The following is a 14,208-nucleotide window of genomic DNA, read 5'->3' on the forward strand; positions in this document are numbered from 1 at the left end:
CTTTATCGGGTATCTGTAAAATTATGTAAGTGTTACACTCGTGAAGAAGGACCCACCAAGCATAAAGTTTTACCCGTTTGGATTCCTTCAAATGACAATGAACTTTATGATCGAAGAAAGGATGGTGGTAAACATGGTTCGCGATGCAGGAGATACACCAGAAGCAGATATACACCAAGGGATAACTGCACCGCGCGATCCCGTTGGAGTGAAGGAGACGAATAACGAGGCAACGTTCGATTACTGCTCCCCTGAATATCACAAAATGATTAGCCAATCTCTTTTGAACAAAGGTCACAATGCCAGATTAAAACGGGCAATTCAGAAGGCTGGACAGGGTGAACCTGTTGTTATGGCTTATATCGGTGGTTCGATCACCCACGGCGCTGGCGCAATTCCTATTCATCTCCGTAGTTACGCCTATCGATCGTATGAGCGGTTCAAGGCGATGTTTGCTCCATCAGACAGTCGTTCCATTCAGCTGGTTAAAGCCGGAGTAGGCGGAACGCCTTCCGAACTGGGAATGATACGCTATGATCGTGATGTGCTTGGAGATGGCCAAATTCAACCGGATATCGTCGTTATTGAGTTTGCAGTTAATGATGCGGACGATGAAACCCGGGGGAACTGTTATGAAAGTTTAATATTGAAAGCGCTTGCTGCAGATAACAAGCCTGCAGTCATCCTTTTGTTCAGTGTCTTTGAGAACGACTGGAATCTACAGGATCGCCTAGCTCCGGTGGGCTGGCATTACAATCTGCCCATGGTGAGCATGAAGGATGCTCTTGTCGAGCAATTCCACAAGACCAAGCAAGAAGGTAACGTCGTAACCAAAGAACAATATTTTCATGATATATATCATCCGACCAACCTGGGACATCAGATCATGGCCGATGCACTGGGTCACCTGTTTGATGCAGTGAATCATGCCGAACTGGACCAGGACGATCATGATCTGAGAAGGCCGCCTGTGATTGGGGATGATTTCGTCCACGTGAAACTGCTTGATCGAAAAAACGGCAATCAGCTTGCCAAAATCAACCCGGGGTGCTTCGCGCAGACGGATACCGACCTGCAGATGGCCGAGATGGATGATCACGATTATGCTACGCCGCTCTTCCCGCACAATTGGATGTATACCCGCGGTGATAGGGCCGAAGCGCAAAAGTTTAAGCTGCAAATGCGCTGCAGGTGTCTTCTATTAATTTTCAAAGACTCCGGAAGCGACGAGTTCGGAACAGCCCTTATCAAAGTGGATGGTGTTCTCACCAAACAAGCCAATCCGCATGAAGTAAATTGGACACGCTGTCATGCCATGCTCCTAATTCAAGATAAGCACGTCAGAGAGCATACGATCGAGATCGAAATGGCAGAAGGGCATGAGGATAAACGCTTCACGATTCTTGGTTTTGGCTATGTCAGTTAACAAAACAAAGGCCGGAGATTAATCCAATAGCTAAATGCACCTATGAAGGGAGTAGTGTACATGATATCTTCAGCACCGGCTGGATTTGACCAATACCGCAATGATATACCTCGCGGAGCAATAGAGTCGATAGAGTATGATTCCACTACGGTAGGGAATACCCGGAAAGCACTGGTGTACACACCTCCAGGATTTTCTTCCGAAAACACATACCCTGTTCTTTACCTGCTTCACGGGATCGGTGGAGATGAGATGGAATGGCAGCAGCATGGTAGCCCGCAGATCATCTTGGACAATCTTTACAACGATAACCTGCTGGAGCCCATGATTGTTGTTTTGCCCAACGGTCGCGCCATGCCAAACGATCGAGCCGAGGGAGATCTATTTGACCCGGAGAAAATAAAAGCCTTTGAACGATTTGAATCCGACTTGATTCATGACCTTATTCCTTATATTGAATCTAATTATTCCGCAAGTACAACCAGGGATAATAGGGCAATCGCCGGCTTATCCATGGGCGGAGGACAGTCCTTAAACATAGGGTTGGGCAATCTCAACCATTTCGCTTGGGTCGGTGCCTTCTCTCCCGCTCCAAACACCAAAGCGCCAGAGCTGCTCCTTCCTAATCCGCAGGAAGCAATCTCGCTTTTGTCGCTTCTTTGGATCTCCTGTGGCGATCAGGATAATCTTATCCAAATTAGCGTTGACGTACATCAATATTTGGAGCAGCAGGACGTACCGCACATCTGGTATGAAGAGAGCGGAGGTCATGACTGGCCAGTGTGGAAAAATGATTTGTATCTGTTTTCCAAACGTCTTTTTAAATAAATACCAACTCAACTCCAACTCCAGTGTCTACCCAAAAAAGTACCGAATTATTCAAAAACTAATCCAAATATCAGGAGGTTTTTACCATGTTTAAATTCGGAAAAAAATGGTTAACTGTTGTCCTTGCCGCTTCCATGAGCTTCGGAGTATTTGCCGCTACATCCAGCGCAGCAACAGATTATTGGCAGAACTGGACAGATGGAGGGGGTACAGTTAATGCCGTGAACGGTTCGGGAGGAAACTACAGTGTAAACTGGCAGAACACGGGGAACTTTGTTGTCGGTAAAGGGTGGACTTACGGTACACCTAATCGAGTAGTGAATTACAATGCGGGTGTATTCTCTCCATCTGGCAACGGATATTTGACGTTTTACGGGTGGACACGGAATGCACTTATTGAATACTACGTGGTCGACAACTGGGGAACATACCGTCCAACCGGAACATATAAAGGCACAGTGAACAGTGATGGCGGCACATATGATATCTATACCACCATGAGATACAACGCACCTTCCATTGATGGAACGCAGACCTTCCCTCAATATTGGAGTGTGAGACAAACCAAGCGTCCCATTGGTGTGAATTCTACAATTACGTTCAGCAATCACGTGAATGCATGGGCAAGCAAAGGCATGTATCTGGGCAACAGCTGGTCTTATCAGGTGATGGCAACTGAAGGATATCAAAGCAGCGGAAGCTCCAACGTGACCGTTTGGTAACGTCCTAGCTTCTGGTCATCATTCCCAGGGAATGGTTCAATCGTAATTTCCTGAACAGGAGATCTAGCAAGACAGGTCCAAGGCCTGTCTTGCTTTCAATCCAGGAACCAGAAGGAGACATAGAATGAAAAAGTGGATGCTATTTCTGTTCATTGCAGCTGTGGCTTGCCTAAGCGCTTGTTCATCAACGAATGCTGATGTAGGGGATCATTTTGTATACGTGGAGGGTGGAACCTTTAAGAGCACCAAGTCGACGTTTAGCGGTAAGGACGTAACCGTTTCTGATTTTTATATCGGGAAATACGAAGTTACGCAGAAGGAATGGATGGAGATCATGGGCGAGAATCCATCCGGCTTCAAGGGAGACGACCTGCCCGTTGAAATGGTGAGCTGGTACGATGCCGTGGAATACTGCAATCAGCGCAGCATCAAGGAAAACCTGAAACCCTACTATAATATCGACAAGAATACGACCGATCCAAGCAACAAAAACGAAAACGACAATCTCAAATGGACGATCACTGTAAATGAAGGCGCAGACGGTTATCGCTTGCCGACTGAAACAGAGTGGGAGTATGCTGCAAGCGGAGGCCAAAAAAGCATGAACTACGTCTATAGTGGAAGCAGCAATCCTGATGAAGTAGCCTGGTACTGGATCAATGCAGGGGACAAGATATTGACTGGCGACTGGAGCTGGCCTGCGATTGAGAGCAACCGAAATCAAACCCAGAAAGTGGGTACCATGAAGGCCAATGAACTGGGCATCCATGATATGTCAGGGAATGTGAGAGAATGGTGCTGGGACTGGTACAGCCATCCCGAGAGCCCGGAGAATACCTGGCGTGTAGTCAAGGGGGGCGGCTGGATGGGCGGTGTTAACAACAATGAGATTTCCTTTCCGGGTAAATTTGACGCCAATGGATTTGGTCCCGATCAGGGGTTTCGAGTCGTACGTGGAAAATAAGTGGTCCCTTCCTAACAGAAGGGCCTTTTTATTATGTTTTTATTCTGTTCTTAATCCACCTTATACATATCAGCATTCACATCATAGTACGAAGAAATAAAATCGCGAAAATGTTCAACCGGAGAAGATAACGATTTTTGCTTGATCCAAGATAGGCTTATGGGATAGATCGCTGAATCATCAGCAATTTTTATATAGTGTAACCCCAGTTTTCTACATACGGAAACAGGTAACAAAGCGACTCCCTGATCAAGTTTGATAATCTCAAGCAGTGTATGGGAATCTACTTCAAAGACCTGATTAGGTACGAAGCCTGCTTTCCCGCAGAGCATGGTGGTAAAGTTGCTGTACTCCACATTATCGGCAAGAGATATGAAGGGTTCGTTTGCAACAAGATGTAGCGAGATGTTTGTCTTTCCAGCGTACGGATGATGGGAAGGTACAACCAGAACAATATCCTCATTAACCAGTACACAACTCTCAATCTCCTCATCCTGGATCGGATGACCTGTTATTCCTACATCGATGTCCCCTTTTTGCAAGCTTGAGATGATTTCGTTCTTCGTTCCAATGCCTTGATGAATCTGGGTTTGCGGGTTGCTATTAATATATTCGCTAATTAGCCCGGTAAGGAATCTTGGATTCGTAATCGAGATTCGAATGATGTTAGATACGTGTTGTTCTTCCGACTGGATCTCCATTTGAGCATTTTCAATCTCCGTAAAAATCCGGTTAACGTGTTTCAACAGAATTTTTCCTGACGCATTCAATTGAATGTTTCTTCCTTTTCGATCAAACAAGGTAGTACCCAATTCATCCTCCAGTCTTTTGATTGTCAGGCTTAAGGAAGGTTGAGCAATATTTAGTTGTTGAGCTGCTTTGGAAATGTGTTCGGTATAGGCAACGGTCTGAAAGTATTTGAGCTGCAGCAATTCCATTCGTTTCGCACTCCTTATTTATTTCAATAAATATATATAGTACTTATTATGTATTATATTAAATTTAATTATTAATGTAGAATTTTATTTGTGAGAGATGAAAACATAACTAAAAGGTAGGTGTCCTTCATGAAAATCGATGTGAATAACATAGCCAAAAATCTGAATACACCCCTAACGGCACCGGCTTACCCCATGCTGCCCTATAAATTTGTGAATCGGGAATACTTAAACATTATTTATCGAACGGATGAAAAAGCTCTACGTGCAGCAGTGCCAGAGCCTCTGGAAATCGCTGAACCGCTGGTTAAATTTGAAGTGATGTGGATGCCGGATGTCTCCGGATTAGGTGCGTATACCGAAGCCGGACAGGTCATCCCTGTGCAGTTCAATGGTGAGGATGGCGACTATGTGCATTCCATGTACGTGGATAACTTTCCTGCGATTGCAAGTGGCAGAGAACTCACGGCGTATCCCAAAAAGTTAGGTGCACCCAAACTATACATTGATTCAGATACACTTGTGGGTACGCTTGATTACGGAACGCTTCGTGTCGCAACCGCAACGATGGGATATAAGCATGCTCCGATGGATAAGGAACTCGCCAAAAGTGAAATCTGCCGCCCTAACTTTATGATGAAGATTGCTACGGATTACAGTGGGAATTTAAGAATATGTGATTTGATTCGAACCCAAATTACGGATATCGAAGTGAAGGAAGCATGGACGGGACCAGCACGATTACAGCTTTTTGAACATGCATTGGCACCCCTAGCCGATTTGCCTGTATTGGAAGTCGTTTCAGCTTCGCATATCCTGACAGACCTGACTTTGAACGCCGCACAGCCTGTATATAACTACCTGGAGCAGAAATAAGGAGGAAGTTTACCATGAGAATTGCAATTTTAGGAGCAGGTTCTTTAGGAACCATCGTAGGCGCTTATCTAGCGGATGGTGGTATGGATGTTGAGTTAATTGATGCGTATCAGGAGCATGTCAATGCCTTGAATCAAACGGGAGCCAAAGTGGTTGGTACAACGGAGTTTCATGCAAAAGTTAAAGCCATTACCCCTGACCAAAAATCTGGGACATATGATCTTGTGCTGCTATTGACCAAACAATTATCCAACGGTACCATCCTTCGGGAATTGCTTCCGTTCTTACATGATGAGAGCATCGTGTGTTCCTTGCAGAACGGGATTCCTGAAGAAAACGTAGCTTCCATTGTAGGTGCAGCACGTGTTATTGCCGGATCCGTTGAGTTTGGCGCCACGTTCATGGAACCGGGTGTATCAAGCCTTACAACCGAGTATACACAATTCAAAAAGTATGCTTTTCAGATTGGCGAATTAAATGGAGAAATGTCCGATCGCATTCAGCGTGTAAAATCGGTTTTGGACCTGGTGGGTGGAACACACATTTCCGACAACTTAGTGGGAACCAAATGGTCCAAGCTGCTGATCAATAATGCATTCAGTGGTCTGTCGGCGGCATTGAACGGAGAATACGGAGACATTCTGGATGATGAAGTCGGTATTGTGAGTGCTGTTCATATCGCGGACGAAACGATTAAGGTCGGACATGCGAACGGGATTGAATTTGTCAAAATGAACGGATTCGATATCGCCTCCCTTGAACTCCAAAGTGAACAGGATATTCCGGAACGGATTAAAACGTTACAATATGTGATGGAACCTTCCCGCCTGCTCAAAGCAAGCATGCTTCAGGATCTGGAGAAAAAACGTAAAACCGAGATTGATTACATTAATGGAGTCGTTTCGAGCAAAGCGGCAGGTACAGGAATTGCGACGCCTTATAACGATTTGGTTGTAAAGCTGGTCCAATCTGCTGAAGAGACACAAACGGTTCCTGATTTTCAGACGAACATTGAAGAATTTAAACATCTCGTAGACGGACGTTAATTTGTTGATATCTATTCCTTGCCTGATAGAAAATAGAATTCCATGAAAAGCCGCGATTTGCGGCTTTTTTTGTTGGATCTGTTCAACTCTAGTTAATCGAGAAAGGGTACTATCGTTAACTTTCCATTTACTTAGGGAGCGCACTCTCCTAACAAATCCCACTTATGATGAAACAATGTTTGTCAAAGTGGAGCAAGCAAAAATGGAATAAAAGGAGATGCGGGTTAAATTGAACAGAAGAAGGATTCTTCAGCGAAGTATTGCAATCGCTTTATTAAGCAGCATGATCTTGACAACCGGGATGCCTTTCACATCACTGCCAGCAGTTCATGCAGAAAGCCTGCCGCAGGAAGACAGCCAGGAACAGACACAAGTCACTCAAGCTGTAAACGTTCAGGTAGACCACACCCCGGCTGATTGGATTTACGAAATGCAGAACTATACCGTTACCACAACGGTATATGGCACCGACCAGCCGTGGACTGGACGAATCACTTATTCGGTAGATGGCCAAATGTATGCTCCGGTAGAACTTGTATCCGCAGCGCAGAGTCCAGATACCTACGCGGGGGACATTCCTGGTGAGACTTTGGTCGGAAGCGAGTTAAACTATGCCATTGACATTACGGATGAGGTAGGAAATATCATTCAATCTACAGGATACTCAACGGCAATTCGACCTTCCATGTCCCACATGCAGCAGTCCTCAGGACCAGAGCTGCTGATTACTGAGATGGTACCGGATACGACCAATTTGCCTAACGTCAGCTCTGATGCGTACGAGTTCGTTGAGGTCTACAATAATACGGATCATGACATTAACTTCAAAGATTATTATTTCTTCTACAATAATAAGGATAATTGGAAGACAGAAGAAGATGCGGATATCATCATTCCTGCTCGAAGCCCGGCCGTATTCTGGATTTTGAACGGAAGCAACAACGATCTTACGGCAGAGCAATTCAATGACAATTACGGAACAGCCCTGATCGAAGGGGAGCGCTTATTCCGTATTCAGGGCGGAGGTGGCATGGCGAACGGAAGCGCCAGGTCACTTGTGATTAAAAACCAAATGAGCGAAAGTATTGTTGCCGCAGCTTATGAACCGGCTCAGGTTAAAGCGAATATGGGGATCTTTTTCAAGTATCCGGCTGCCGGAAGCATGCAGATGAGCGTCTTGGAGAATTCCGGGAAAGTTGCTGCCACACCAGGAGTCATTGATCCTGAACAAGCCGTTCCACCTGTTGTGGATGAAGGATCTCAAACCGAAATTGTGCATATGGTTCCAACTGCTGCCTTGGCCATTCAGGATTTTGAAGTGAAAGCGCAGATTAAAAACCTGGGGACAAATGCGGATGGGACCAAACCTTCAGTCAAGTTGTTATACAAAACGCCTTCCCAACAGAGATTCACCGTCATCACCATGACTAATGTAAATGACACAGACGAGTATATCGCAACGATTCCGGCGTCTGTACTTACAGAGCCTGAACTGCAATACCGGATACAAGCAGGTAATCTGGACAAGCCATATTCTGCACAGGTTCAATTGGGTGCATTCGATCCGTCCAAAGCACCAACGCTGCTTATTACTGAGCTTGTGCCGAATACGGCGAACGTACCGGGGACGTCCACGGATGCCTATGAGTATATCGAGGTATATAACAATACGGACCAACCGGTTAATTTTAAAAACTACAGCCTGTACTATCGTTATCCTGATAAAGGACCAAGTGCCGACGTGGAATGGGGAGCCGTTAATCCGGATTTTGTTATTCCAGCGCAACAATCGGTTGTATTTTGGATTAAAAATAACTTAAACACGGCCTATACCGTGGAGGAATTCAACCAATTTTACCAAACCAATCTAATCCCAAATGCTACACTGCAATCGATCCAGAGTGATGGCATGGCGAATTCCGGACGCAGAGCGCTCGTGATCAAAACGAATACAGGCAAGGAAATTTCTTCTGCCTATTATGATGCCGATCAGACTTATGAAGAAGGTACCAAAGGGGATGAAACGAAGGAAGACAGGGCGATCACTTACACCTACCCTGTAAATGGAAGCACAATGATGATCAAATCAAGTTCGGGTTTGCAATCTCCATCGCCAGGCGGCATCACGCCGGAGCAGGTTCCTGCCGTACCCATTCATATGGAGTCGGACGCAGTCCCGCCAACGGTTCAGGACATGACGAACATGACAGAAGTTGACCAATCCGAGGGATTGGAACTCATCGTCGATGCCAGAGATAACCGCGAAGTGACGTCTGTGGAAGTATTCATCCGCTCTGACAAACAGGCTGAATTCACGGCACATCGTTTGACGGAAGATTACGATGACACGATGTACCATTATAAAATGACATCAGCTGATCTCATCGGACGCAAAACCATTGAGTATTACTTTGTCGCTTCTGATGGCATTAACGAAACGAGAACGGAAACGACCAGCATATCCGTGACCGGTGGAGTAGGCGATGAATCGCTTCGCCTGAATGTTAAAGATGAGGATATCATTCAAGGTGTCCATACAATTAAAGGAACCTCGCAAACGGAGGGTATGGATGCTCGCCTTACCATCGACGGCAAAGCTTTACCCGAAGGTGAAACCTTCGCTGCGCTTGAACATGATGCATACTTCGTATTCGAAGCAGTTAACGTCGATTATTATTTCAAAAACGCAGTAACGATGGGGCCGTCGGAACTGGGGGACGAATCGATTCTCTATACGTTCATGAACCCAATTACGAGCTATACGACGTTGTCTTTTCCAATTGATTCAGACCGTTTGCTTCAGGGCGACAATGTGATCTATATTCGGGCGGGTTCCAAAACATCGCCGTTTGATCAACGACCGGAGGAGAACAAAGATGACTTTGAAGTCAAAAACGTTCGCTTGCTTTTGGCTGACGGGACTGAAATATGGGATCCGGCCTACGCTGAAAAAGAGAAACAGATCAAAATGGGTGATTCTGCAGGGAAAAACGAATCAATTGGTTTCCATTTCGACCTGAAACCGGAACATCTTACGGCTAAAGCCTATGCATGGGACACAACCCGAGTCCCGGATGGAGCTCATGAAGTAACGGTAACCGATGGTGCAGCGCAAAAAAGGGCCAGAGTCTTGGTGGACAATACGGCACCTGACATCAAGCCGACGGTCGAAGAAGGTAAGACGTACCGTGGAAATTTCGTCATTGATGCCGAAATCAAAGATGCGATAGCCGGTGTGGAGATGGTCAGTGTGAAGCTGGATGACAATGTGATTACTCTCCCGTTAAGATCCTCGTCGGGAGAAATTCAAGGCGGGAAGCATGTCCTGAATATTCAGGCAACCGATAAAGTGGGCAACGTTTCGGAGAAAAACGTGAATTTTGAAGTGCCCGATGAAAATCCACTTCCGCCGGAGTTAGTGGCTCCCAAGCAAAATCAAACGAATGTTGGCTCCGATGCTAACCTGACGGTTAAAGTTCAGGATCCAAGCAACGATGCCATGGATGTGACGTTCTACAAAGGGTACAAATACGATGGAAGCCGGGCCGAAGGTTTTACAGGCTACTTGAATACTTCCGTTACCGAGCCGCCTAAAGAAATGACTCCTCCGGGAGAAAAGGCCATGAATGCAGAGGATTACAAAAAAATTGCTGCGCTCGACGGAACATATCTCGTCAATGATTCGGTAGAGCAGTTCCCTTACCAACGCTTTGAAGTAAAGCTTGATCCATCCGTGAAAAACACGGATCGCGTCGAAATCGAATGGCAGGGCAAGTCACTCGAAGGCAGGAAAGTAAGCTTGTATGCCTGGAGCATGAGCGAGCAAAAATGGATTCAGCTGGATCAAGTCATTGCTGGATCAGAAGATTTTGAATTAAAGGCAGTGGTAAAAGCGGGTGATTACGAGAATGATCATGTTATTCAGGTTATGGTGCAGGACGAACTTACGGAACAGGCTGTCACCACAGGTTACAAACCTGCGCCGGAATCACAGGACCCCTACGATTTTTCATTTGTTTGGATGTCGGATACGCAGTACTACTCCCAGAGCTATCCTCAAATCTATCAAAACATCGTGAATTGGATCGCCGGACAAAAAGAAAATATGAATATCAAATACGTTATTCATACCGGGGATGTCGTTGATAAGGCAGATCAGGAATACCAGTGGATTGAAGCGGATAAAAATATGAAGGTGCTTGAGGATGCCTCCATTCCGTATGGAGTATTGGCAGGGAATCATGATGTGGGACATCAGGACAACGATTACGCGAAATTTCAGCAGTATTTTGGAGAGGACAGGTTCAAGAACAATCAGGTATTTGGTGGGTCATACGAGAATAATAGAGGACATTATGATTTGGTTTCAGCGAACGGTAATGACTTTGTCATTGTGTACATGGGATGGGGACTTGGAGAGGAAGAAATTGAATGGATGAACGACATTGTCTCCAAGTATCCGGAACGCAAAGCGATTCTCTGTTTGCATGAGTATCTGCTCGTATCCAATAACCGTTCACCGATTGCGGACGAGATTTTTGAGAAGGTTGTAAAACCGAACCAAAATGTGATTGCTGCCCTTTCCGGACACTATCACGATGCCGAACTTAAGGTTGATCAGCTGGATGATAACGGAGATGGCATTCCTGACCGTAACGTGTATCAAATGCTGGCAGATTATCAAGGTGCTCCTGAAGGAGGACTTGGATATATTCGGCTTATGCAGTTTGACATGGCAAACAACAAGCTCCATATCAAAACGTATTCACCTTATCTAGATGACTACAACTACTATGATCCAGAGACCGAACAAGGCAAAGATGAGTTTAGCTTGGATCTTGGTTTGGCACCAACAACGAAGCGAGTAGCCACCGATTATATCGGGGTGAACGTTTACACAGATCAGAAAATTGGCTCAAAAGCTAACGTTGCGAGCGGGCGAGAAGCTTCAGTGGAATGGAAGGGACTTTCAAACGAAAGCTACTATCAGTGGTACGCCAAAGCAGAAGATCAGTATAGCGGCAGTGCTTTATCCGATATTTGGGGTTTCTCTACAGGGGCTTCTGCTCCGGGGGAACAGACTCCGGGAAATGGAGGAGGTTCGGGTAGCAGTAATCCGGGAGTTCCAGCAGGAAATGATAGTGTGACGAAGCCAGCAGCTCCGATCAGTAATGGCCAAATCACACTCCATCCATCTTCTGATGGAACCTATCGTGCTGAAGCACAAGAGCTGGAGCAAGCCACCGATTCAGCGAGTGGAGGGAAAGTAGTCATTACGCTTGATGGCAAACAAGAGCAGGATGGGGAGTTTGGCGTATATCTTCCTGCCAGCGCGGCGAAAAAGGCGAAAGCTAATGACCTTTCCATGGTAATCTCATCACCGTGGTTAAAAGTTACGATCCCGGCTGATTCTCTGCCGGAAGAATGGGGAAAGGCAGATCAGCTGCTGCTGCGTTTCAGTACTTTATATCATAACGCTGCGAAGCAAATGTTAAGTGACAGTTTGAGTAAGTCATTATATTATTCAAATCCAGAGATTGTACAATCACTTCGCATATTTATGCTTCAGGGCGAAAACGAGATGGAGGTTCAGGTATTCGGCAGTCCGGTCACGATGGATCGAACATTGACGGCAGAACAGCAAAAGCGGATTCAATCGGAGTATGCAGGCGTTTATCTGCTCGGACAAGAAATCGAATACAAAGGCGGCCGCTTCGTAGCCGGAACTGTAACATTTGAAACGGAGCACCCAGGTTTGTACGCGATCTTGGAATATCATAAAACATTTAAGGATATGAAAGACTCCTGGGCAGAAGATTACGTCAATACATTGGCGGCCAAACATCTTATTGAGGGAATGGATGATGAGAACTACGGTCCTGCCTTGCAGGTAAGCCGAGGGGACTTCATTACCTTAATTATGCGTGCTGCTGGGTTGGATTCTTCAGAAAAAACTGCGGTTTATGCCGACGTACCAACCCATGCATATTACGCAGCAGCCGTTGCTCAGGCGACCGAACTTGGTATTGTGCAAGGAAACGGTAATCTCTTCAGGCCAAAGGATTCGATCAGCCGCGAGGAAGCAGCCGTGATTTTGATGAAAGCTCAGCAAGTATTGTTTATGGAGAAACAGCAATCCACGGTACAAGAAGCGTTCGCTGACCAAGGCCAGGTATCTGCTTGGGCTCAAGATGCTGTCGAGCATGTGAATGCACTCGGACTGATGACGGGCAAAGCTCACCTTCGGTTTGACCCGAAAGGCAAAGTTACACGTGCAGAAATGGCTAAAATAGTGTATATGCTGATTCATAATTAAACATCCTTCAATGCAACTCACACATGTAACTCACTCAAAGGAAGTCGCCTGAATGGCGGCTTTTTTTGTTTTGTCGGAGCAAGTAAGTGCACTCAGTCTCTAGTCTGCGAGCTTTAAAATCAAACGCGAAATAGGCAAGCCATATCATTGATTGTGTGAGTTTCTAAAAATGTGTAGCCAATCTGCCTTAGGAAGCGGGATGTTCGACATGAGCTTCAACGGGTATCCCGCATGAACGAACTTAATTTCCGGATTTGGAATATCACCGTTCATCTTCCGTTCATAATCATGTCATATACAATACATGTTTATAGAATAAACTTGCAGGTGATCCAATTTGCAGTAGTGATCTGATCTAAACCAGACAGGAGATGATGTGATTGGCACTGAAAAAATTACCTCCATAGCCGCCGTTACCTTGGCGATCACTATGCTGGCCCCCATGTCCGCGATGGCAGCACCAGCCTCGGGTAGTGGGAGTGATCTAACGTACGATGCGACCAAAGCAGCTGTTATGGAAAAAGCTCAATTATTGACCGGGAAGTATGGTGCGACAAGTGTGCAATATGCGCTCATGTGTATTTGCAGGGAAAAATGGTTCACAGTTCGAGATATCATTGGCAAGCAAGGCGGATTGAGTAGTGGAAAGCAGACGGTAACCAAGGGGTCGCGGTGTACGCGACTTTTTGTTTTTATCATCTTCCAATGCGGAGAACGGTTATAAACGCAGTGTTATTATCATTTATGACATGAGTTAATATTGTCCTGATTTGGTTAATACGGTATATTGAAAATGGTTTAATTTTCAATTTAATTACGAGGAGGACTCAGTTTACATGGAGATAACAGAAAAGAGATGTAATGATTGTGGAGGAAATTCATTTGTACAAGCTGCGGATTTTATAAATCTCCGTCCAGTGGATAAGAAATTGGCGATTGGTTCTGAAAAGATCTATACCGTTTGTCTGGACTGCGGGGAAGTGGTATCGATTAAAGTGAAGAACCCTGAAAAGTTAAATCAATAGCCAACAGCTGCATATTTTCTTCTTATAACCATTCTTTTATTAAGGTAACTTATGATAATAAAGAAAA

10 protein-coding genes are annotated in these 14,208 nt (G+C 45.4%); 9 read left to right on the forward strand and 1 reads right to left on the reverse strand.

Annotated elements, in window-relative coordinates; all coding sequences use genetic code 11:
* Positions 1 to 133: 133 nt before the first annotated feature.
* The 4 genes from ABGV42_RS03630 (at position 134) to ABGV42_RS03645 (ending at position 3,940) form a co-directional block, all read left to right on the forward strand.
* Positions 134 to 1,426, forward strand: a complete 1,293-nt coding sequence (locus ABGV42_RS03630; RefSeq protein ID WP_110823073.1) for an SGNH/GDSL hydrolase family protein — start codon at positions 134 to 136, stop codon at positions 1,424 to 1,426.
* Positions 1,427 to 1,486: 60 nt separating this feature from the next.
* Positions 1,487 to 2,254, forward strand: a complete 768-nt coding sequence (locus tag ABGV42_RS03635) for an alpha/beta hydrolase (RefSeq protein ID WP_347380417.1) — start codon at positions 1,487 to 1,489, stop codon at positions 2,252 to 2,254.
* A gap of 86 nt (positions 2,255 to 2,340) precedes the next feature.
* Complete coding sequence (locus ABGV42_RS03640) at positions 2,341 to 2,976, forward strand: glycoside hydrolase family 11 protein (RefSeq protein WP_347380418.1); 636 nt, start codon at positions 2,341 to 2,343, stop codon at positions 2,974 to 2,976.
* A 124-nt stretch (positions 2,977 to 3,100) separates the two neighbouring features.
* Entirely contained in the window at positions 3,101 to 3,940 is an 840-nt protein-coding gene (locus ABGV42_RS03645; protein ID WP_347380419.1) for a formylglycine-generating enzyme family protein, read from the forward strand.
* A 50-nt stretch (positions 3,941 to 3,990) separates the two neighbouring features.
* On the opposite strand, the gene ABGV42_RS03650 is transcribed toward ABGV42_RS03645, so the two are convergent.
* A complete protein-coding gene (locus tag ABGV42_RS03650; protein WP_347380420.1) occupies positions 3,991 to 4,878 on the reverse strand; it encodes a LysR family transcriptional regulator in 888 nt (295 codons plus the stop codon).
* A gap of 129 nt (positions 4,879 to 5,007) precedes the next feature.
* On the opposite strand from ABGV42_RS03650, the gene ABGV42_RS03655 reads away from it, so the two are divergent.
* The 5 genes from ABGV42_RS03655 (at position 5,008) to ABGV42_RS03675 (ending at position 14,141) form a co-directional block, all read left to right on the forward strand.
* Positions 5,008 to 5,754, forward strand: a complete 747-nt coding sequence (locus ABGV42_RS03655; protein WP_347380421.1) for an acetoacetate decarboxylase — start codon at positions 5,008 to 5,010, stop codon at positions 5,752 to 5,754.
* 14 nt (positions 5,755 to 5,768) lie between these two features.
* Positions 5,769 to 6,800 carry a ketopantoate reductase family protein gene (locus tag ABGV42_RS03660; protein WP_347380422.1) on the forward strand — a complete coding sequence of 344 codons (1,032 nt, stop codon included), beginning with the start codon at positions 5,769 to 5,771 and terminating at the stop codon, positions 6,798 to 6,800.
* Positions 6,801 to 7,029: 229 nt separating this feature from the next.
* A complete protein-coding gene (locus ABGV42_RS03665; protein ID WP_347380423.1) occupies positions 7,030 to 13,116 on the forward strand; it encodes an S-layer homology domain-containing protein in 6,087 nt (2,028 codons plus the stop codon).
* Between the two features lie 376 nt (positions 13,117 to 13,492).
* Positions 13,493 to 13,840, forward strand: a complete 348-nt coding sequence (locus ABGV42_RS03670) for a hypothetical protein (RefSeq protein WP_347380424.1) — start codon at positions 13,493 to 13,495, stop codon at positions 13,838 to 13,840.
* A gap of 112 nt (positions 13,841 to 13,952) precedes the next feature.
* Positions 13,953 to 14,141, forward strand: coding sequence for a hypothetical protein (locus ABGV42_RS03675; RefSeq protein WP_347380425.1), 189 nt, complete (start codon positions 13,953 to 13,955; stop codon positions 14,139 to 14,141).
* The last annotated feature ends 67 nt before the right edge of the window (positions 14,142 to 14,208 follow it).

It is taken from the genome of Paenibacillus pabuli (assembly GCF_039831995.1).
Taxonomy (GTDB): domain Bacteria; phylum Bacillota; class Bacilli; order Paenibacillales; family Paenibacillaceae; genus Paenibacillus; species Paenibacillus pabuli_C.